The sequence below is a fragment of the Bradyrhizobium sp. 154 genome (assembly GCF_023073875.1).
Lineage (GTDB): Bacteria > Pseudomonadota > Alphaproteobacteria > Rhizobiales > Xanthobacteraceae > Bradyrhizobium.
This window is the reverse complement of the sequence record NZ_JADPKG010000123.1, coordinates 78,568-100,642: the sequence shown is the minus strand read 5'-3', so window position 1 is coordinate 100,642 and position 22,075 is coordinate 78,568. Positions and strand designations below refer to the sequence as shown.

13 protein-coding genes and 1 tRNA gene are annotated in these 22,075 nt (G+C 65.0%); 3 read left to right on the top strand and 11 right to left on the bottom strand.

All coding sequences use genetic code 11. The annotated features are described in order from the left end of the window. Positions 1-70: 70 nt before the first annotated feature. From IVA92_RS34450 to IVA92_RS34430, 5 genes are all read right to left on the bottom strand, one after another. Positions 71-2,311: a tetratricopeptide repeat protein gene (locus tag IVA92_RS34450; RefSeq protein ID WP_247281062.1), complete on the bottom strand. Its 2,241-nt coding sequence runs from the start codon at positions 2,309-2,311 to the stop codon at positions 71-73. Between the two features lie 97 nt (positions 2,312-2,408). Beyond that, positions 2,409-3,146 carry an amino acid ABC transporter ATP-binding protein gene (locus tag IVA92_RS34445; RefSeq protein ID WP_247281061.1) on the bottom strand — a complete coding sequence of 246 codons (738 nt, stop codon included), beginning with the start codon at positions 3,144-3,146 and terminating at the stop codon, positions 2,409-2,411. Positions 3,147-3,157: 11 nt separating this feature from the next. Next, complete coding sequence (locus IVA92_RS34440) at positions 3,158-4,678, bottom strand: amino acid ABC transporter permease (protein WP_247281060.1); 1,521 nt, start codon at positions 4,676-4,678, stop codon at positions 3,158-3,160. Further along, on the bottom strand, positions 4,675-5,880 hold the full coding sequence (locus tag IVA92_RS34435) for an ABC transporter permease subunit (protein ID WP_247281059.1): 1,206 nt from the start codon (positions 5,878-5,880) through the stop codon (positions 4,675-4,677). The genes IVA92_RS34440 and IVA92_RS34435 overlap by 4 nt, the downstream gene beginning before the upstream one ends. Before the next feature lie 25 nt (positions 5,881-5,905). Then, a complete protein-coding gene (locus IVA92_RS34430) occupies positions 5,906-6,922 on the bottom strand; it encodes an amino acid ABC transporter substrate-binding protein (protein WP_247281058.1) in 1,017 nt (338 codons plus the stop codon). Between the two features lie 397 nt (positions 6,923-7,319). Between IVA92_RS34430 and metC the strand changes: the two genes are divergently transcribed. Both metC and IVA92_RS34420 read left to right on the top strand, forming a co-directional pair. Next, a complete protein-coding gene (gene metC, locus IVA92_RS34425; RefSeq protein ID WP_247281057.1) occupies positions 7,320-8,504 on the top strand; it encodes a cystathionine beta-lyase in 1,185 nt (394 codons plus the stop codon). A 155-nt stretch (positions 8,505-8,659) separates the two neighbouring features. Continuing rightward, on the top strand, positions 8,660-10,351 hold the full coding sequence (locus IVA92_RS34420; RefSeq protein WP_247281056.1) for a Na/Pi cotransporter family protein: 1,692 nt from the start codon (positions 8,660-8,662) through the stop codon (positions 10,349-10,351). Positions 10,352-10,360: 9 nt separating this feature from the next. On the opposite strand, the gene IVA92_RS34415 is transcribed toward IVA92_RS34420, so the two are convergent. The 6 genes from IVA92_RS34415 to IVA92_RS34390 form a co-directional block, all read right to left on the bottom strand. Further along, entirely contained in the window at positions 10,361-10,699 is a 339-nt protein-coding gene (locus IVA92_RS34415) for a lipid-A-disaccharide synthase N-terminal domain-containing protein (protein WP_061881543.1), read from the bottom strand. Beyond that, on the bottom strand, positions 10,696-11,433 hold the full coding sequence (locus IVA92_RS34410; RefSeq protein ID WP_247281055.1) for a glycosyltransferase family 2 protein: 738 nt from the start codon (positions 11,431-11,433) through the stop codon (positions 10,696-10,698). Before IVA92_RS34410 ends, IVA92_RS34415 begins: the two co-directional genes overlap by 4 nt. A 64-nt stretch (positions 11,434-11,497) precedes the next feature. Continuing rightward, a complete protein-coding gene (locus IVA92_RS34405) occupies positions 11,498-12,343 on the bottom strand; it encodes a phosphatase PAP2 family protein (protein WP_247281054.1) in 846 nt (281 codons plus the stop codon). Beyond that, positions 12,344-14,086, bottom strand: coding sequence for a glycosyltransferase family 39 protein (locus IVA92_RS34400; RefSeq protein ID WP_247281053.1), 1,743 nt, complete (start codon positions 14,084-14,086; stop codon positions 12,344-12,346). It lies immediately after the preceding gene. 50 nt (positions 14,087-14,136) lie between these two features. Next, complete coding sequence (gene pbpC / locus IVA92_RS34395) at positions 14,137-16,335, bottom strand: penicillin-binding protein 1C (RefSeq protein ID WP_247281052.1); 2,199 nt, start codon at positions 16,333-16,335, stop codon at positions 14,137-14,139. A 9-nt stretch (positions 16,336-16,344) separates the two neighbouring features. Continuing rightward, positions 16,345-21,549 (bottom strand): alpha-2-macroglobulin, encoded by a 5,205-nt coding sequence (locus tag IVA92_RS34390; RefSeq protein ID WP_247281051.1) that lies wholly within the window; start codon positions 21,547-21,549, stop codon positions 16,345-16,347. A 405-nt stretch (positions 21,550-21,954) separates the two neighbouring features. On the opposite strand from IVA92_RS34390, the gene IVA92_RS34385 reads away from it, so the two are divergent. After that, positions 21,955-22,031, top strand: a tRNA-Arg gene (locus tag IVA92_RS34385). The last annotated feature ends 44 nt before the right edge of the window (positions 22,032-22,075 follow it).

Here is a 22,075-nt window from a genome sequence, read left to right as displayed (position 1 = left end):
CAACCGCCCCGGTATTTCCCGGGGCTCGGCGCGGCATCTGGCAGGGAGCAGCTGGATCTGCCCGACCGGCCTACGCAGCATCGCCGCTTTCCGAGGCGGCAGCACAATAATCGCGCCAGAACTGGCGATAACCAGCTTCGAGCTCACGCGTGTAGATCTCGACATTGCCGGCGGGCGATGCTGCGATCTGAGCCGGCAACTCCGCGCGCAACTTCGCCAGATGATCAGGCTGCGTCGCAAATTTGCGGGCGATCTCGATGTAGCCCTCGTCATCCTCGGCGACCCAGTCGCCGAGCCCAACGGCCGTCACGATAGAGGCACCGGCACGCGAGGAAGCGCCGTTGCCGAGCCTGGCCACGACGGGAACGCCTTTGTAGAGCGATTCCCAGGTGCTGATGCCGCCATTTTGCGGGAACGTATCGAGGGAAATATCGATATTGGCAAAGGCCAACAAATGGTCGTTGCGCGAAGTGGAGCCCATGCAGGTGATATGCTCTTCGGCAATGCCCTGGGCCGCGAAACGTGCGATCAGACCATCGCGCAGCAATGGGTCATCGAGCAGACCATGTTTGAGAACAATCTTGGATCCCGGCACCTCTCGCATCAGGCGCGACCACACACGGATCGCATCGTCCGATATCTTGTAGATGCGGTTGAACACGCCGAAGGTGACGTAACCCTTGCGGAGCATCGGAAGCTCCGAAGGCTGCAGATCCGCGACGGGCTCCATCGTGATCAGGCACGGCAGGTCGTGAATCCTTTCGGCAAACAGATGCCGAACCGATGGCGGAATGAAAATGGAATCCGCGAGCACGTAGTCCATGGTCTGCATGCCCGTGCCCGTGGCGTGTCCGAAGCCCGTGGCCTGGATCGGGGCCGGCTTCCGCGCGAACACCTGCAGCCTGTTAGCGGTTGTGTGGCCCGAAACGTCGATCAGGATGTCGACATTGTCGGCCTGAATGCGATCGGCGAGTTCGTCGTCTGATAGCTGCCAGGCGTCGACCCAGACGTCCGCCATTTGCTTGAACTTGGCTGTGTACTCGTCCTCTCCCGGCCAAGAGTAGTAGCAGATGATTTCAAACCTGGCGTGATCATGATGGCGCAGCACCGGCAGCAGGGTGAGCCCCGCCGAGTGTTGCCGAAATTCAGCGGCGACATAGCCGACCACGATCCGCTTTTCCGGATCAAGCGGCCGCTTCGGCAGCTCCCTTCGCGGCAGCTTGGAGCCGATCAGGTCCCACCAGTCTCTTCGGACCGCCTGCTGGACGGCGAAATCGGCGTCGGCGCGGTAGTCCTGCAAGAAGATCTTGCCTCTGATCGCATCTCCATAGTCCGGTCGGATGGCCAGCGCACGATCGAGATAGTCGATCGCGGCGTCCATCTCCCCCTGGTTGGAATAAGCGAAGCCCATCAGCGCCAACCCGATCTCGGAGCGCGGATTTCGCTCGATCAAGGTCGTAGCGGCGGCCATCGCCTGCGCGGTCTTTCCCATGACGAGGCAGGCCTGTGCCTTCCCCCGGAGAGCCAGTTCGAGCTTGGGCGAAATCGCAAGCGCCGCCTCGAAATCCGCAAGCGCCTGCTCCAGGCGCTGCAGCTCGTAACTGAGCCGCCCGCGCTGGGCCAGGATCCTTGGCGAGTCGGGCTTGATCGCGAGCGCCATGGCAAATTTGGCCGCCGCCTCTTCGTGGTGCCGCAGCTCCATGCTGACCATGCCCTTGCCGACGATGGCCTCCGCGTGACGCGGCTGAAACAGCAGGGCGCGCTCGAAACTTTCCTTGGCGCGAGTGACCTGTCCAAGCAAGATCTCGACCATGCCGCGATTGCAGAATGCATCAGCGTAATCCGGCTTCAACTTGATGGCGCGCTCGTGCAGCTCCAGCGCCTGTCCGTACAGTCCTAAATGCATCAGCGTGTTGCCGAGATTGGTCAGCGCCACCGCGAAATTCGGCTTCAGCGCGATGGCCCTCTCCTGACACCGCCGCGCCTCTTCGTAGTCACCAAGATCGAAATGCACGGTGGCGAGATTGTTATGGGCATCGTGCAAGCGCGGGTCGAGCTCGATCACACGCTCGAGCAACTGTTGCGCCTCCTCAAGGCGCCGGCGGTCATGGGCGCACATGCCGAGCAGGTGCATGGAATCGACATGATCCGGAATCGCTTTCAGGATCTCACGGCAGAGCGCCTCGGTCTCGGCATATCTGCCCTGGCCATAGGCGGCGGCCGCGGCGGAGAGGATGGCGTCCGCCTGCTTCATCAATTTCTTCTGCAATCGCGCGTTCTGGAATGCGCGCGCGCCGCCGCTGCTCTGCAAGGTGTCTCTCCGGAGGATTGCCCGGAAAGGAGTCTAACTGATTCGCGGCCGGGGCCTGCCGGTCAGCTGCCGAGGACGCCCCCGGGATTCCCCGGGGTCAGCGCAGGATCTGGCTCAGGAAAAGCTTGGTGCGGGCGTGCTGCGGGGCCGCGAAGAACTCGTTCGGCGTGTTGGCCTCGATGATCTGGCCGGCGTCCATGAACACCACGCGGTTGGCGACCTCGCGGGCAAAGCCCATCTCGTGGGTTACGACCAGCATGGTCATGCCCTCCTCGGCGAGATCGACCATGGTGTCGAGCACCTCCTTGACCATTTCGGGGTCGAGCGCCGAGGTCGGCTCGTCGAACAGCATCACCTTCGGGTTCATGGTCAGCGCACGAGCGATCGCGACGCGCTGCTGCTGGCCGCCCGACATCTGGCCGGGAAACTTGTGGGCCTGGTGCGGAATCTTGACGCGCTCCAGGAATTTCATGGCGGTCGCCTCGGCATCCCTTTTGGGGATGTTGCGCACCCAGATCGGCGCCAGCGTGCAATTGTCGAGGACCGTGAGATGCGGAAACAGATTAAAGCTCTGAAACACCATGCCGACTTCGCGTCGCACCGCGTCGACATGCTTGAGGTTCGGCCCGAGCTCGATGCCGTCGACGACGATCTCGCCCTCCTGGAATTCCTCGAGCGCGTTGATGCAGCGGATCAGCGTCGACTTGCCTGAGCCCGACGGCCCGCAGATCACGATGCGCTCGCCCTTGCGGACCTCCAGGTCGATGTCGCGCAGGACGTGAAAGTCGCCGTACCATTTGTTGAGGCCGGAAATCTTGACGATGGGGTCGGACATGGTGAGCTCCATCAGGTGCGGCGGTGAGCGTTGAGGCGGTGCTCGACGAACAGCGAATATCGCGACATTCCAAAACAGAAGATGAAGTAGACGATGCCGGCGAAGGCAAAGCCGGTAAACGCGGTCGACGGCGTCGACCATTTCGGATCCGAGAACGAGGCGCGGAGCGAGCCGAGGAGGTCGAACAGCGCCACGATCGACACCAGCGAGGTGTCCTTGAACAGCGAGATGAAGCTGTTGACGAGGTTCGGAATGACATGGCGCAGCGCCTGCGGCAGCACGATCAGGGAGGTCGTCTTCCACCAGGATAGCCCCAGGGCGGCCGCCGCCTCGCCCTGCCCTCGCGGAATCGCGGCCAGCCCGCCGCGGACGTTCTCGGCCTGATAGGCGCCCGTGAACAGAGCAATCCCGATCAGGGCGCGCACGAGCCCGTCGACGGTGAAATTGCCGGGCAGGAACAAAGGCAGCATGTAGGTGGCAAAGAACAGCACGGTGATCAGCGGCACGCCGCGCCAGAACTCGATGAAGGCGATCGAGAATATCCGGATCAGCGGAATGGTGGAGCGGCGGCCGAGCGCCAGCGCGATGCCGATCGGCAGTGAGGTCACAATGCCGGTGACCGAGACCACCAGCGTCACCAGAAGGCCACCCCACAAGTTGGTTGACACGATCGGCAACCCACCACGATCGAGCCCCATCAGCTTGATGACGATCGCGATGCCAATGAAGGTGGCGATACTGGATGCCAGAGCCCGCCCGCCGGTACGAACGCCGCCGCCAAGAAGGAAGGCGATCCAGCAGACAATCACGGCCGTGGTGGCGAAATCGGCCCAGACCGGCTCCCCCGTCCTCTGGACATGATCACGCAGCCAGACGAGCGGAAAGATCAGCCAGGAGATCGCCGTGCCGACCAGTACAATCAGGCTCCCGACGGCCCACAGCAGCGGTGCGACCGCTGACGTCTTGCTGAGATTGAGCATCGCCTGCCCGGCGCCGATGATGCTTTCGTCGAACAATTGCAGCAGGCCAACCGTCCAGCTCAGGCCAAATCCCTTGATGCCGCCGCCGTGCAGCAGGAAGAATGCGACCACCGGAAAGGCGATGAAGAACAGGCCGGCATTCAAACTCTTCGCCGGCAGCCTGGGAATGAGCAGCGGCATCAGCAGCACCACCGCCAAGACGAACGTGAGATTGACCCGCCAGCGCTCGGCCTCGGGATAGAAGCCGTAGATCAGTTGCGGCAGCTTGGCCTGAATGTAAGGCCAGCAGGCGCCGACCGCAAAACCGACGTTCTCGGTGAGGCAGGCCGTGCGATCCTTGCCGGTCCAGACCGCATCGACCATCAGGAACTTGACGGAGGGAACGATGGTGAACCAGAGCAGCAGGGCGCCCACGATCGTGAGGAGGATGTTGGTCGGCGAGTTGAACAAGCGGGTGCGCAGCACGCCGATGAAGCCCGTGGTCTGGACCGGCGCGGGACGCTCAGCGACCAGGTCCTGACGGACGAAGGCGGACGTCGCCACATCGCTCATGCGTCCAGGCTCCGGCTGACGCGCCAACCGTAGACGCTCATGATCGCGCTGGTGACGAGTGAGATCAGGAGGTAGACGCCCATCGTCATCGCGATGATCTCGATCGCCTGTCCGGTCTGGCTCAGCGAGGTGCCGGCGAATACCGACACCAGGTCAGGATAGCCGATCGCGACGGCAAGCGAAGAATTCTTGGTCAGGTTGAGGTATTGATTGGTCAGCGGCGGCACGATGACGCGCATGGCCTGCGGCACGACGATCAGACGGAGCGTGGTGCCGCGGCTCAGGCCTAGCGAGGACCCCGCCTCCATCTGCCCCTTGTGGACGGACAGGATGCCGGCGCGCACGATCTCGGCGATGAAGGCGGCGGTATAGGTCGATAGCGCCAAGGTCAGCGCCACGAACTCCGGGATGATGCGCGAGCCACCGGCGAAATTGAACCCTTTGAGCTGCGGCAGCTCGAAGGTGAAGGGCAAACCGAACACCAAGATGGTAGCGAGCGGCAGCCCGAACAGCAGACCCAGCACATAGGGCCAGATCCGGATCATCCGCCCCTCCTGAAACAGCGCGCGCCGCGCGTGGATGCGCAAGGCCAGCGCCGCGACGAAGCCGAGCGCCAGCATCGCCAGGAACGGCTCGAGACCGCTCTGGCCGATCGGGCTGGGAACGACAAGGCCCCGGTTGCTGAGGAAGGCAATGCCGAGCAGCGAAATGCTCTGCCGCGGATTGGGCAACGCCGCCAGCACCGCGAGGTACCAGAACAGGATCTGGAACAGCAGCGGCAGGTTGCGGATGATCTCGACATAGATCTCGCCGACGCGCGACAACAGCCAGTTCGGCGACAGCCGGCACAGCGCGACGATGAAGCCAATCACGGTGGCGAAGACGATGCCGACCACGGAGACCACGAGCGTGTTCAGAAGCCCGACCACGAACACGCGCAGGAACGTGTCCGAGCCGGTGTAGGAGATCAGAGTCTGATTGACGTCGAAGCCGGCATTGTTCCGGAGGAAGCCGAATCCGGCGGCGATGTGCTGATTTTCGAGGTTGGCGCGAGCATTGGAGACGATCTCATAGCCGATCCAGCCCAGGATCGCCGCGAAGGCAAACTGGACGGCAATGCCGTTCCAGCCTGCCTTGCCGCCCAGCACGCGCCTGACCTTCAGCGCAATCTGGGGCGACGGTTTACGGGCCTCGGTGCTCATCGCCGCGAGCTGCGGATCAGGATGATCAGCGGATCGGCGGCGCGTACTGGAGACCGCCCTTGTTCCAGAGGTTGTTGAGACCGCGGTTGATGGCGAGCGGCGAGCCCGCGCCGACGTTGCGGTCGAACACCTCGCCGTAATTGCCGACCGCCTTCACGATCCGCACCACCCAGTCCTTGGTCAGGCCGAGCTGTTCGCCGAAATTGCCGTCGCTGCCGAGCACGCGCTTCAGCTCCGGGCTTTCCAGCTTCGCTTTCTCGTCGACGTTCTTCGAGGTCACGCCGAGCTCTTCGGCTGTGATCATCGCAAACAGCGTCCATTTCACGATGTCGAACCACTGGTCGTCGCCGTGGCGCACCATCGGCCCAAGCGGCTCCTTCGAGATGATTTCGGGGAGCACCATATGGTCGTTGGGATTGGCGAGCTTGAGGCGATTGGCGTACAGGCCCGATTGGTCGGTCGTGAAGACGTCGCAGCGGCCGGCCTCATAGGCCTTGACCGTTTCGTCGTTGGTGCCGAACGCGATCACCTCGTACTTCATGTTGTTGGCTTTGAAATAGTCGGCGAGATTTTGCTCTGTGGTGGTGCCGGTCTGCACGCAGACCGATGCGCTGTTGAGCTCGAGCGCCGAGTTCACCTTGAGCGACTTCTTCACCATGAAGCCCTGCCCGTCATAATAGGTCACGCCGGTGAAGTTGGCGCCGAGCGAGGTGTCGCGCGAGATGGTCCAGGTGGTGTTGCGCGAGAGCACATCGATTTCGCCGGATTGCAGCGCCGTGAAGCGGTCCTTGGCGGACAGCGGCACGTACTTGACCTTGGTCGGATCGTTGAAGATCGCTCCGGCGATGGCGCGGCAGACGTCGACGTCGAGCCCCGTCCAATTGCCCTTGTCGTCCGGCGATGAAAAGCCTGGCAGCCCCTGGCTGACGCCGCAGGACAGCATGCCCCGGTCCTTGACGGTCTTGAGCGTTTGCGCATCGGCGGCCTGGGCCGAGAGGCCGGCGGCGAGAGCAAGAGTGAGAGCCAGGGTTACGCGTTTCATGGGCTTTGGGCCTTTCAAAATCGCCTCAAGGTCGGGAACGTTGTCTTTGGGGTCATCTCTGCCAGGGCTAATCGTACCTAGGCTAGTCTTGCAAGACTCATGCTGGAAAACCTAGCCGAACACCCGCCGATCCCGGGAGGCCATACCTTCGTCCCGCCGAAGAGGCGCCCGCCGGGATGGCTGTGACGCGAAGTCCGTTCAGGCGATGGATCGAAGGTCGCAGCAGGCCCCTCAACATGCGGCGACTGAATAGCACCTGCGCATCACAGAACGACTGGCGTGCCGGGTCAAGGGGTTGACGGGACTCTTCTGTATTCTGTTATTAACGGCGGCGGCCTTTCGGCCAGCCCCGCGGGCGCGACGCGCCCGGCGGAAACGCGGTTTTGAAAGCAGACGCATGGATTCCTCGCACCCCTCCCAGCAGCATGCCGAGACCCGGCTGGTCACCTCCGGCCGCGACACCAAGGCGCAGAAGGGGTTCGTCAATCCGCCTGTGTTTCACGGCTCGACCGTGCTCTATCCGACCGCCGAGGACCTGCACGCCCATCGCGGCGAGTTCACCTATGGCCGCCACGGCTCCCCCACCACCAAGGCTTTCCAGGAGACGCTGATGGCGCTGGAGGGGCCGCAATGCGCCGGCGTCGGCATCGTGCCGTCGGGGCTGTCGGCGATCTCGACCACCCTGCTCTCGGTGCTGAACGCCGGCGACCATCTCCTGGTCTGCGACAACGTCTATCGGCCCTCGCGCAATTTCTGCAACGGCATGCTCACCCGCTATGGCATCGAGACCACCTATTTCGATCCGCTGATCGGCGCCGGGATCGAGAAGCTGTTCAAGCCCAACACCCGCGCGGTGCTGGTGGAGGCGCCAGGCTCGCAGTCGTTCGAAATGCCAGATATCCGCGCCATCGCCGAGGTCGCGCATGGGCGCGACGCGCTCGTCATCGACGACAATACCTGGGCGACACCACTCTATCACCGGTCGCTTGAACAGGGCGTCGACATCAGCATGCAGGCGGCCACAAAATATATCGGCGGCCATTCCGACATCATGTTCGGCACCATCTCCGCCAACGCAAAGACCTGGCCGATGGTCGCCGAAGGCATCCGCCTGCTCGGCGTCTGCGCCGGCCCCGACGACGTCTTCCTGGCGCTACGCGGCCTGCGCACGCTGTCGGTGCGGCTGGCGCAGCATCATCGTTCGGGACTCGACATGGCGCGCTGGCTGGCTAGCCGGGCGGAGGTCGCGCGCGTGCTGCATCCGGCACTCGAAACCGATCCCGGCCATGCGATCTGGAAGCGTGACTTCACCGGCGCGTCCGGCCTGTTCAGTATCGTGCTTAAGCCGGCGCCGCAGAAGGCAGTCGACACCATGCTCGACACGCTCAAACTGTTCGGCATGGGCTTCTCCTGGGGCGGCTTCGAGAGCCTCGTGATTCCGTTCGACTGCGACAGCTATCGCACCGCGACCAAATGGGCGCCGGGCGGCCCGACGCTGCGTCTGCACATCGGGCTCGAGAGCGTCGATGATCTCAAGGCCGATCTCGATCGCGGCTTCGCTGCACTGAAAGCGGCAATGTGAGCCTGCTCACAAGGCATCGTGCCGGCGGACGCGCCATCGCGCGCCGGGGGAACGTGCACGCGCCGTAAACGTTAACGCCGACGCGCCAACAAATGGTTTGATCCGCCGACGTTTGGCGCTAGCCTCACCAATCGACTCCAATCCGGACACGGAGCATGGGAACGTTGGTTCTGCTCGATCTCATGGGCGGCGTGGCGCTGTTGCTGTGGGGCCTGCACATGGTCCATAGCGGGATCTTGCGCGCCTTCGGTCCCGACCTTCGGCGCCTGCTCGGCAAGGCGCTGAGCAACCGCGTCAGCGCCTTCGCTGCCGGCCTCGGGCTCACCGCCCTGCTCCAGAGCAGCACGGCGACGGCGCTGATCACCAGTTCGTTCGCGGCCGAGGGCCTCGTCAGCCTCGCTGCCGCCCTCGCCATCATGCTCGGGGCCAATGTCGGCACGACGCTGATCGTGCAGGTGCTGTCGTTCAACATCGCAGCCGTTGCCCCGGTGCTGTTCGTGCTCGGCCTGGTCGCCTTCCGCTCCGGCCCGCGATCCCGGATCAAGGACATCGGCCGAGTCTGCATTGGCCTCGGCCTGATGCTGCTCTCGCTGCACATCCTGCTCGACACGTTGGCGCCGGCGGAGAACGCACCCGGCGTGCGCGTCGTGATGTCGGCCATAACAGGCGACCCCATTCTGTGCATCTTTATCGCCGCTCTCGTCACCTGGGCTGTACATTCGAGCGTCGCCAGCGTCCTGTTGATCATGTCGCTGGCCTATTCGCAGTTCATCTCGCCTGCCGCGGCTCTGGCGCTGGTGCTCGGGGCCAATCTCGGCAGCGCCATCAATCCGGTGTTCGAGGGCGCCAGGCGCGACGATCCCGCGAGCTACCGCCTGCCGGTCGGCAATCTCATCAACCGCGCGATCGGGATTGCTCTCGTCCTGCCCTTCCTCGGCGCGATCGCCGAGCACATGCACGCCTGGCAGCCCGATCTCGCCAAGCTGACGGCGGCCTTCCACATCGCCTTCAATGCCGGCACCGCCGTCCTCTTCATCGGTCTGCTCGATATCATGTCGCGTCTGTTGACCCGCCTCTTGCCCGATCGCGTCAAGGAGGCCGATCCGGCCCGCCCGCGCTATCTCGACGAGACCGCACTGGAGACACCGTCACTGGCGCTGGCCGACGCCGCCCGCGAGACCTTGCGCATGGGGGATCTCGTCGAGGTCATGCTGCGCAAGGTGATGGCCGCGATGATGACGGGCGACCGCGCACTGGTCGACCAGGTCTCGAAGACGGACAATCTCGTCGACGGCCTGGACGAGGCCATCAAGCTCTACGTCACAAAACTCATGCGAGGCAGCCTCGACGAGAGCGAAGGGCGGCGCGCGATGGAGATCATCTCCTTCGCCATCAACCTCGAGCATATCGGCGACATCATCGACAAGAGCCTGAGCGAGCTCGCCACCAAGAAGATCAAGCGGCGCTTCCAATTCTCGGCCGAAGGGGCTGAGGAGCTCGCCGCTTTCCACAAGCGCACGATGGATTCGCTGCGGATCGCCTTCGGCGTCTTCATGTCGGGCGACGCCAATGAGGCGCGCAAGCTGCTGGTAGAGAAGACGGCGCTGCGCAACACCGAGCTTGCTGCGGTCGAGCGCCATCTGGACCGGCTGCGGAAGGGCCGCCCCGAGACCATCGAGACCACGTCGCTGCATCTGGACGTGCTGCGTGATCTGCGTCGCATCCACTCGCATATCTGCTCGGTCGCCTACCCCGTGCTGGACGCGGCAGGTGAGCCCTATCGGAGGAGTGCGGCCGAAGCAGCTGCCCTGCCCGCGTCAGGCGCGGCGTCGGCGCTGCCGCACTAGCGTCTCCGGTCAGCGATCCAGCGTCTTCGAGGCGCTGCCGCGGTTCTTCCAGATCAGCATGATGTTTCTGATGTAGATGATGGTCGCGAGCGACTGTCCGAGGATGATGACGGGCTCGCGCTTCACGACGCCATAGACCAGCGTCATCAGCCCGCCGCCCATCGAGCAGAACCAGAACGCCATCGGCACCACGCTGTTGCCGGCGCGTTCGCTCGCGATCCACTGCACCAGGAAGCGCGCGGTGAAGAACAATTGCGCGACGAGGCCGAACGCGAGCCAGAAATCGAACTTGGCGACGAAGACGTCGTAGAGATAGTTGCTCAGCGCTTGACCGTATTGGATGATCATGGGTTCACCTCGGTCACATCTGGCGTCGGCTTCTTGCGCCGGATCAGCCACCACACGCCTGCGAGATCCATGATGCCGATCCACAGCCGGTCGAAAAAGCCATAATTCGACACGCCGGCGCGGCGCGGCCGATCGATCACGTCGACATAGGCAATGTCGTAGCCCTCGCGGCGGACCAGCGCCGGCAGGAAGCGATGCAGCCCGTCGAAATAGGGCAGCATCAGGAAGACGTCGCGCCGGAACGCCTTCAGGCCGCAGCCGGTGTCGCGCGTGCCGTCCTTCAGGATCGCGTTGCGAATGCCGTTCGCCACGCGCGACTGAAATTTCTTGAAGCCGGTGTCCTTGCGCCCGATCCGCTGGCCGGCGGCGAGCCCGACCCGCCCTGCTCCCTTCTCGACTGCCGCGATCAGGTCCGGCAGAAACGCCGGATTATTCTGGCCGTCTCCGTCAAGCGTGGCCACGATCATCCCGCGCGCCGCACGCACGCCACTGCGCACCGCCGCCGACTGGCCGCCCGATCTCGCATGGCGGAGCTGACGCAGATTGTCCCGCTGCTTCATCATGGCGCTGAGCCGCTCGCCGGTCGCATCCGTCGAGCCGTCGTTGACATAGATGATCTCATAGGCCCAGCGGCCATCGAGCGCCGCCGTGATCTCCTCGATCAAGGGCGCGATGTTCTCGGCTTCGTTGCGCACGGGAACGACGATGGAAACCGAAGGCTGGGACGTCGACAAATCGAGGCTCGTGGGTTGGAATGGGCCTGCCCCGTGGAACCGGCGGTCCGGCAGGCAGCCGCTTTTATGGGCCGGATGTCCGGCGGGCAACCCTTTTGAGGCGGCCGGAGACCATCCCCGCAATTGGCACGATGGTGCCGTCCGCCCGGATGGCAAAGCCTAGTTTTCGGGCCGCAAACCAGTAGCGGACCGCCATGGCACCGACCAGGCCGACCATGGCGCCGGCGACGACATCGCTCGGGTGATGCGCGAGCAGCACCAAGCGGGTCAAGAGGATCACGATCGCGTAAGTGAACATGAATACGCGCAGGTGCGGCCACAATGCCGACACTGCAAACGCCAAGGCGAATGCGGCGACCGCATGGCCCGACGGCAGGCTGGCGTAGGCACCCGTGCCCTCCAACGGGACGAAGTTGAACGGATCGGGCTTGCCGCCGACGAACGGACGTCCGCGCCCGATGAGATATTTCAGGATCTCGGCAGCGAACGCCGACACGGCAACCGACAGAAACATGAATTGCAGCCGCGTGCCGAGGCCGAGCAGCAACGCGCGGCGGGTCCCGTGCAGTGCTGCCGCGACGAAGGCCACGACCACCAGCGCAGCGCCCAGGAGAGACAGCACATACTCGTCCTTGCCGAAGTCGGTGAGGATGCGGATCGGCCAGAGGCTTGGCGTGCCGCGCGCCGGCATCAGTTGGATCTCAGTCTGGTCGAGCCCGACCATCAGCACGATGACCAGGGCTGCGCCTGCTGCGCTGAGCCAGAGCGAATGCCGCGCCAGCTTCCGGGCGGCCTCGGCGCGGCGCGAATGCGAGGGCGTGCGCACGAGCTGCGCCAGCGCGCGCCAGGACACGGCGAGCAATTGCGCGGGATAGCCTGCAGGCGGCCCAATGTCGTTCGGGGCCCGCATCTATTCGGTGCCCTCCGAGCGGAAGATCGAGATCGAGATCGCGCGCCCTTGCGAGAAATTGTAGCCCTCGATGCGCGTGCCAACCTTGTAGCGCAGCCCGATCGCCTCGGCGCGCTGCACGAAGCTACGCTCCGAGCGTTGCTCGATCAGGGCGAAGCGACAGCTGCCCTGCCGCAGAAAGTCAGCTGCGCCCGAGCCGTCGGTGAGCAGCGTCTGCGTGCCTGTCAGGAACACCAGGCTCGGCTCGTGATAGCCGGCAGCAGCCGCCTTCGGTCCCACGCAGGTGACGTTGCGAAGCGCGCGCGCGATCTCGATGCTCGGAAACAGCGGAGTCAGCGACGGCAGCACGATTCCGTAGACCGTCACCGCCAACATGAGCGCGGCGACCAGCGCGTTGAGCAGCGAGCGCTCGGCGCGATTGTTGTCGTAGAGCCACCAGGCGAACAGGCCGAAGATCAGCGACGCCGCGATGAAAGGCCAGGCCACGAAGGCCGGCTGGCGCGTCAGCATCACGGCGCCGACCACGGCGATGATCGAGGCGGCCGCGGGGATCGCGAACCACCAGGCCGAGCCGCGCATCAGCCAGGACCGCGACAGCACACGCCGCTCCAGCGCGCCCGCGGTGAGGATCGCGATCGCGGGGTACAGCGGCAGCACGTAATGCGGCAGCTTGGTCAGTACGGCCTCGAACACGATCCAGGACGGGACCAGCCAGGCCAGCAGGAACTGCGCGCCGGGCTCGCGCCGCGCTCGCCACACTGCGGGCGCCGCCATGGCCGCGAGCGGCGCGCCCGGCCAGAACGTGATCCAGAACAGCGCGAGGTAAAGACCGGGCGGCGCGCCATGGGATTCCTGGGCCCCTAACTTGCTCAGCATGTCGCCGCCGACGGAATCGGCGAAGAAGGCCTCGCCCGCGCGCCAGAAGATTGCGACGAACCAGGGCAGCACCAGGACCAGCATCCACATCAGGCCCCAGACCGGGCGCAGCTTCCGCAGCCAGGAGGCGTCGCGGTCCTGGATCGCGAGCGCGACGATAGTGAGGCCCGCGAACATCAGGATCAGCGGACCCTTGATCAGGATGCCGATGGCGAGCGCGCTCCAGAAGATCGCCGGCCAGCTCCAGGGCGGATGGGTCTCGTCCTCGGCGCGTTGCCATGACAGGTAGGCCCGCGCCATCGCGCCCATCGCGGCGACCACGCAGAGCAGCAGCATCGCGTCGGTCTTGGCCAGCCGCGCCTCGACGCCGAGCAGCACCGAGGCGGACATCATCAGCGCCGCCAGCACCGCGGCACGCCGGGTGACGAAGCCGAGTGCGGCCCAATAGGTCATGAGCACGGCGCCGATCGCTCCCAGCAGCGACGGCAGCCGGTAGACCCAGATGCGCAATTCGGCCTTCGGCAGCTTGAGCGCCGCGGCGGTTTCGACCGCGGCCGATTGCAGCCAGTAGATGCCGACCGGCTTCTTGTAGCGGACATCCTCCTGGAAGCGGATGTCGACATAGTCGCCGCTCTCGACCATCTGCTTGGTGGCCTGGGCAAAGCGCGCTTCATCGCGGTCAATAGGCGGGATGGTGAAGAAGCCCGGCAGGAACAGCAGCAGCGCACTCAGCACCAGAAAGCCGACTGCACGGGCGTGACTGGCCGTGACAATATCGAGCATGCGCACGAGCCCGCTGCCCGGATTCACGGGCGCTTTCGGCTCGCGGGGTGCTCCAAAACGGGGGCTCGGGTAGGTCTCGGCCATTGGTTCCGCTTACGCTGAAACCGCCATCGCCACAACCGCTTGAGGCAGGGTCATTGAATTCGAATGACAACTGTGTCCGCGGCGCCCGTCGCATCGATGACGGTGAGCCGCGCAAAGCCCGGACCGGGCGGATCGATCAGGCGCTGGCGACGGCCGTCGATCTCGCCAAGCGCGGTTCCGTTAACCATGACGATCATGGGCAGAACGCCGCCGGCGACCTTGACCGGCATCGCCGCGCCCTCCCGACCACTCGATCGATCGACGTCGATCCGCGAGCCGTTCAGCGGAAACTGAATGTGCAGCGCCTGCTCGCCGCCGGTGCGCACCAATTCCCCAACGGGACGGAACCGCTTCAGCGGCAGCGGCAACTTGGTATTGCTGGCGACCAGGGTTCCCTTGGGCGGCTTCGGCAACGGAGCGAGCGTCTTGCCGGTTCGGGCGAACGCGTCGAACAGGATCGGCGCGGCAGCGACGCGCCCGATCAGGCCGGGAACCGGGGCGCCGTCGGGCCGGCCGACCCAGACGCCGACGGTCATGCGGCCGTCGAACCCGACCGACCAAGCATCGCGATAGCCGTAGGAGGTGCCGGTCTTGAAGGCGATCCGGTTGTGGGCGGCGTTCTCGGGCGGCGGTGTGCCCAGAAGCACGTTGCCGACCTGCCAGGCCGCGACCTGATCGAGCAGCCGCAACGGCTCGCGATCATCCCTGTCAGTCATGACCTCGCGCAGCGGCTTGGTGGTGCCGAGCCGGGCGAAGCCCGTATAGAGCTGGACGAGGTCCTGGAGCGTGATTCCGACACCGCCGAGACCCATGACAAGCCCCGGCGCCTCGTCCTTGGGCAGCACGAGATTGCCACCAGCCTGCCGCAGCCGCGAGGCCAGCCGGCTGGAGCCAACGCGATCGAGCAGCACGATGGCGGGCACGTTCAACGACAATTGCAGCGCCTTCTTCACCGGCACCGTGCCCTGGAACATCATGTCGAAATTTTCCGGCGCGTAGGAGCCGAAGCGAACCGGCCGGTCGTCGATCAGGCTCTCCGGATGCACGAAGCCATCCTCGAAGGCGAGCCCGTAGATGAAAGGTTTGAGCGTCGAGCCCGGCGAGCGGATAGCGCGAGTCATGTCGACTTGCCCTGCCCGACTCTCGTCGAAATAATCGGCCGAGCCGACACGGGCGAGCACGTCGCCGCTCTCATTGTCGACCACGATGATGCCGACCGAGATGTTGGGCCCGAGCGCAATGGCGCGATCACGTGCCAGCGGCTCCAGCACCTTCTGCAAGTTCGCGTCCAGCGTCAGCCTGATGACCGGCGTGTCCTTCGCCGTGGAAAGCGCGGTGTCGGATGCATGCGGCGCCAGGATCGGCATCGGCTTGCGCAGCTTCGGAATGGCAACGGCCTTGGACTGCTTTGCATCCTCCGCGCTGACCTGATGCTCCGAGACCATGCGGTCGAGCACACGATCACGCGCAATGCGGGCTGTCTCTGGATGCCGATCAAGCCGGCGCGTCTCCGGCGATTGCGGGAGTGCGACCAGCAGCGCGGCCTCGGCCAGCGACAGACGCTTCGGCTCTTTGCCGAGATATGCGATCGACGCGGCGCGGATGCCTTCGAGATTGCCACCGTAAGGCGCGAGCGCGAGATAAAGGTCGAGGATCTCGTCCTTGCTCAAGCTCCGCTCGATCTCGATCGCGCGAACCATCTGCCGCAGCTTGGCATAGAGCGAGCGCTGTCGCCGCGGCTCCATCAGCCGCGCAAGCTGCATGGTAATGGTCGAGCCGCCCGACACGATGTGGCCGCGCGTTGCAAGCTGCAATGCGGCCCGGCCCAGCGCCAGCGGGTCGATGCCGTCATGCGCATAGAAGCGCTGGTCCTCATAGGCCAGCAGCAGTTTAAGATAGGTCGGATCAACGTTCGTCCTGGCATCGACGGGCAGCCGCCACCGCCCATCGGCCATGGCATAGGCGCGCAGCAGCTTGCCGTTGCGGTCGACGATGGTGGTCGAGACCTGCCGCGCCTCGTCGAGTGGCAGCGGACCGAGGGAGTAGACCCAGGCGACGAACCCGACGATGGCGAGGATGAGTGTGAGGGCGACGGCTGAGAGGACGCGATGGCCCTTGCCGCTGGCTACGTCATCGCCGCGCTTGTACTGGCCATCCACGTTCTTGCCCGCGGCCCCAAAAGCCGTAGATGCCCGGGACGCGCCCGGGCATGACGGCGGAGAATTTGGCGCGTTCAGAGCGTCACTCATCCTCGTTGCTCACTTCGCAGCCCGCACCTCGACGGTGCCCGTCCCGGTACGGCCGTAGCGCGAGGGATTATACATGTCCTCGACATAGGCCTGCGGCAGCACGTATTTGCCCGGCGAGACTGCGCGCACGACATAGGCGACTGTGAAGACCGACTTTGAGTCCGAGGCGCGGTCGATAGCCGCGGTGAAGCGGTCGTCGCGGAACTCGGTATCCTCAGGCTCCTCGCCGTCCTCGATCCAGTCCAGCGTACCGCTATCGCCGGACGAGACCAGCTTCGGATTGTCGATCTCGAGGCCCGCCGGCAGATAGTCCGACACCATGATGTGGCCGTCCTCGGGCTTGGCCTCGGTGATCTTCAGCACCACCGCAAAGCGCTGGTTCTGCTTGACCTTGCTGATGTCGGCCGGCTTGCCGTCGAGAGTGAAGTAGTTGCGCTCGATCTTGAAGCCGTTCGACGCCGCCGGCTCCGGCGTCACGGGCGAGCCCGACACCGAGACCACCGCCTGCACCGGCACATCGCCAGTGTTGGTGATCTTCAGCGGCTTGCCCTCCAGCGTCGCCGCCTTGTAGCTGCGATAGAGCGCAGTCTTCACCGGCTGGCCGTCGACTTCCATCGACAGGTTCTCCTTGGCGAGCGCGCGCGCCGCCAATACCAGCCAGGCATTCTCCTGCGTGGAGGTGTAGGGCGTAAGCCCGCGCGCGGTCTCGACCCGCGACACCGCCTGCGTCAGCGTCGCCTTCGGCGCGTTTCCTTCACTGGCGAGTGAGACCAGCGCCGCAGCATCACGGAGCTGCGAACCGTAGTCGGTGCGGCCGAACTCGAGTGCGGGCTTCGGCGCGAGGCTATCGAGTGCGGCGCCATAGACGCGTTCCGCGCGGTTACGATCGCCGACCAGCGCGAGCGCCGCCGCGAGCTGCGACTTCGCAATCGGCGTCGCAAGGTTGGCGAGCTTGGTGTCGGCGAGATAGCGGAGGTCTCCGATCGGAGCTGCGCCATTACGGGCAAGCACATAGAGGCCATAGGCGAGCTCCCGGCCGCCGTCTTTCTCTGGCTCGTCGGCATTGACGACGGAGTTGCGGATGCGGTCGAGCGCGTTCTTGAACAGCGCGTCCGGCACTGCAAAGCCCTTTTCGCGGGCGCGGGTCAGGAAGTCCGTGACATAGGCATCCAGCCAGGCATCGTCGCCCCCGGCCGACCACAGGCCGAACGAGCCGTTCGAACCCTGGCGCGCCAACAGCCGCTCGATCGCGTCGCGGATGCGCTGGTCGACCTCGGTATCCATGGCGAGGTGCGCCCCGGCGGCGAGGTCATTGACATAGAGCAATGGCATCGCGCGGCTCGTGATCTGCTCCGAGCAGCCATAGGGATAGCGGTCGAGCGCTTTCAGGATCGTCGCCGCATCGAGCGCGGTCGACAGGCTGGCCGACACCGAGACGCTGCCGGTGCCCGGCACGAGATCGGAGAACATATCCGCGGTCAGCGTCAGGCTCTCGCCCTTCGCCAGGGTACGGATCGAGCGCCGCGCCAACACCTGCGTCACCGCCTTGACGTCGAGCGCATAGTGACGCGCGAGCATAAGGCCGTTCGGTCCCTTGATGTCGACGTCGAGCGTCGCCTGCCCCGCGGCCGTTGCATCGATCGCCAGCGAGAACGCGTTGCGCTGCTTGGCGGCAAGCTTGACCGTGGTGGCGGGATTGCCAGTCATCTTCACCGGGCCGCCCGCCTTCACGTTGACGACATAGTCGCCGGCCTGGCCCTCGACATTGTCGATCTCCAGATTGACCGTGCCGCGATCACCATTGAGCAGGAACCGCGGCAGGGTCGTCGTCAGCACCACGGGATCGCGGATCACGACATCGGTGCTGGCGCGACCAAGTTTCGTGGCGGTCCACGCCACCGCCATCACGCGCGCGATGCCGGCGAACTCCGGAATGACGAAGCTCACTTCTGCGGTGCCGTCAGCGCCGAGCGTGACGATGCCTGAATACAGGGCCAGCGGTTTTTGCGTGGGCGGCGAGCCCTGGAGCTCGCCCGCACCGGCGTCGCCGCCGGACTTGATCTGGCCGCGGGTGCCCGACATCCCATCGATGAGTTGCCCGTAGAGATCGCGGATCTCGGCGCTGAGGCGACGCTGGCCGAGATAGTAATCATCCGGCGCCGGCGGCTTGTAATTGGTGAGGTTGAGGATGCCGACGTCGACTGCGGCGATGACGACCTTGGCGTCCTCGCCCGGATTGAGCCCGTCGAGCTTGACCGGGATTTTCAGCGTCGAGTTCGGCCGGATCAGCGCCGGCGGCGTCAGCTTCACTTGCAACGTGCGAGTCTGCTTGTCGATGCCGAACCATTTCAGGCCGATCGCCCGGCCCGGCATGCGCTGGGCGGCCGCATCGAGCGGACGGCGCAGCGTCGCCACGACGTAGGCGCCGGTGCCCCAGTCCTTGCCGATCGGAAGCTTGACTTGCGCGGTGCCTTCCTTGACGTCGATGGTCTGCGTCGTCAGCAGGCGGTCGCCGAGCACGTTGATGGTCAGCTTGCCGGCGCTGCGCACATTGACCGACACTGTCATGGTGTCGCCGGAGGCGTATTGCGGCTTGTCGATCGAGGTCTCCAACAGGTCCGGTGTGTCGGCGCTGCCATCGGAGTACCAGCCGACGTCGAACTGCACGGAGGTCACCGGGCCGTCAGCGTCGTTCGACTTCACATCGAGCCGATAGCGGCCGGGCTGGGGGTTCAGCGAAATCCGCGACGGCTTATCGGCGGCGATCACGACATCGCCATCGGCGACGCGCGAGGTCGACTTGACCGGCTCGTACTCCCAGTAATTATTCTGGCGATACCACTGATAGCGCGACTCTATCTTCAGGAGCTCGTAGCGGAGGCCATCGCGGGGGAGCGTCTTGCCCTCGGGCGAGACTAACACGACGTCGAACTCGGCCTTGTCGCCCTCGGCGACGTTCTTGTCGCCGAACAGCGGCTTGATGCCGATCATGGCGGTCGCTGGCGCGATCGGCAGCACCAGCTTGCGCTCGACGGCGCGACCGCCGGTCTCGACCATGCGGACGAAGATCTGCGCCTCCTGCGGGCGGGTCGAGGCCGGCTGCTTGTCCAGCGTCACCGGGAAGGTCGCAACGCCATTGGCGTCGGCTTCAGGCAGGTTCTCCAGCGGCGTGCGCTCGTTCGAGGTGGTCTCCTCGTCGTTGACGCCGAACTGGTAGCCGGCAAAGCCCGGACGCTCGCTCGCAGGCGCGACCAGCATGTCGCCTTCGAGCTGAAGGCCCGAGGCCGGCGCGCCATAGAGGAAATGACCGTCCGCCTTCAGCTCCACTGGAGCATTAGCTTTGATCAGCTTGTCCTTGGCGGACAAGTCGAATTCGATCCGATCGGGGACGTAATCCTCGACCATGAAGGTGGTTTCGCCGACCGAGGCGCCCTTCGGATCGGTGAAAGCGCGCGCTCGCCAGGTCCCGGTCGGGACGGCCGAGTTGAGCGGCACGGCGAGCGTGCGGCCGCCCGCGCCCTGGTCGGACAGCACGGCGCGGCGGAATTCGACGCCGTCGGGACGCTCGATCACTAGCGTGAGCGGCCCGCCGGTCACGGCATTGCCCTGCCCGTCGCGCAAGAGCGCAGTGAGATAGACGGTTTCGCTGGAACGGTAGACGCCGCGCTCGGCATAGACGAAGGCGTCGGCGCCGGCCGGGACCGCGCGGCCCGAAACGCCGCGGTCGGACAGGTCGAAGGCGCTCGTCTTGAGGCTGAGGAAGGCATAATCGGCGTTATCGCCAGTTACGGTCAGCAGCGCCGGCGACAGCCCGCCCTCACCGCGCGCGAGCCCCGCCTCGAACAGCACGTGGCCGCTGTCGTCAGTCTTGCGGCTAGCCAAGATCTCGTTGTTGCGGGCAACCAGCCGCACCTCGGCCTTGCCGACCGGATCGGTCGAAGCCAGCGAGTTGACGAAGACGTGGATGCCGTCGTTGCCGGAATAGGCCGACACGCCGAGATCGGAGACGATGAACCATTGCGTCGCGAGCTGGTAATCATCGTCGGAGCCTGGCCCCTTGGCCGCGGCGGTCATGACGTACACGCCAGGCTGAAGCTCGCCGAGCGCCTGATCGACTGGGAATGCGGTGGTGACGTCCTGGTTCAGCGTCGTCGCGGTCGCGAGCTGGCCGGACCAGACCTTGACACCGCGCTCGTCGCCGAGATCGGTGAGCTGATATTTCGACAACGTCTTCTGGAAGTCGCTGTCCACAACCGTGTTGATCAGGTTGCGGTCGCCGATCCTGAACACGTTGATGCTGACGGCGGGCGTATTGACGCTGACCACGGGAATGCCGCGCTGGCCGGTCCTCGGCAGTACATAGGCGCGGCTGGTGAAGCGCACGAAGGGTTTCCGGTCGCGCACATAAACATTGAATTCGGCCGATTTCGGCAGACCCTCCTTCACGGCCGACGGCAGCCCGGCGCGCAGGTTGATGTTGTAGCGCTCGCCATGCTTCAGCCCGTCGACGCAGAGCTGCTTACCCTCGGCCGACAGCGCCGGCCTGTCGGTGCCGGCCAACGCCAGGAACGGCGCAAAGTCGGTCCGCTTGGCCACCTCCTCAGAGAACTGGAAGCAGGCGCGCGGGCTCGCCGAATCCGAGTCCACGGTATAGTCGAGCAGCCGAAAACCATGCTCATCGCGCAGCTTTTCATACGGGCCGCGGACGTCGGCGACCTCGCGCATGTCCAGCGACAGCCGCATCGCATCCAGCGCCGGCCGCCACAGCTTGCGTTCGGCCAGCGACTTGCCGAGCGCGGCGAGCGCGTCGGCCTCCTCGCCCGAATTCCCGGCACGCATATAGGCGATGTAGGCGGCGGTCGACGCACGCTCCCAGAGGAACGTCTGCTCGCTCGAGCTCTTCGGCGAGATCTGGAAGATGACCTTGGCGAGCCGCAGCCAGTTGCCGGTATCCTCCGGCGTGATCGCCGCAATCTGCCCGAGCACCGAAAGGCCGGTGCGATAGTCGTTGCGCCGGAATGCGGCGTCGGCGTCGGTGCGCAGCGTCGCAATGGACTTGGCGACCGGTCCCGCCTCGCTCTTGATCTGGGCTTCCAGCTTGATCGCGGAATCGGCAAGATCGTCGCGCTTGAACGCCTTGTCGGCTCCTTGCGCTGCGCCAAGGCCGAGCGCCAGCGTGGCGCAGAGTGTGACGGCGCGGATCAGACCGATCATGAGGGACTCCCGGAAATCGCGGACGAGCGCCGCGGCGGCAAAATGAAGTGCGCGGAAAGGTGACGGACTCAAGGCGATGGAACCAAGGGTGCAAATCGTCGCTTCGCCATGACAACGCAAGCTCAGAGGAGACCGATCAAGATACCTCCGCGCACGTGTCCTGACGGCGCATCAATACCAGAGACCAGTCGGGGGGCGCCCGTGTCCCGGAAGCTATTCAGCGTTCCCGGAGATGTGATCCATCGTCCGTCGCGCTGCCGCTCGACCCGGCACCCTGACACGCCACCGTTCCGCTTTGTCGCCGCTCTGAGGAAAACGGTTCGGTTCAGACTTGGCGAAAGGCAAGAATTTTCCTATTGGCATGGAGGTGAACAGCCGGCCCTCAAAACCGGGGCGGCTGAAGACGGTCCCGTAGCTCAACTGGATAGAGTAGCGGATTTCTACTCCGCGGGTTGCAGGTTCGAGTCCTGCCGGGATCGCCAACCGACGCTAAAAGGGGGCTAGTCTCGCTCGGCCCCCGCGGCGC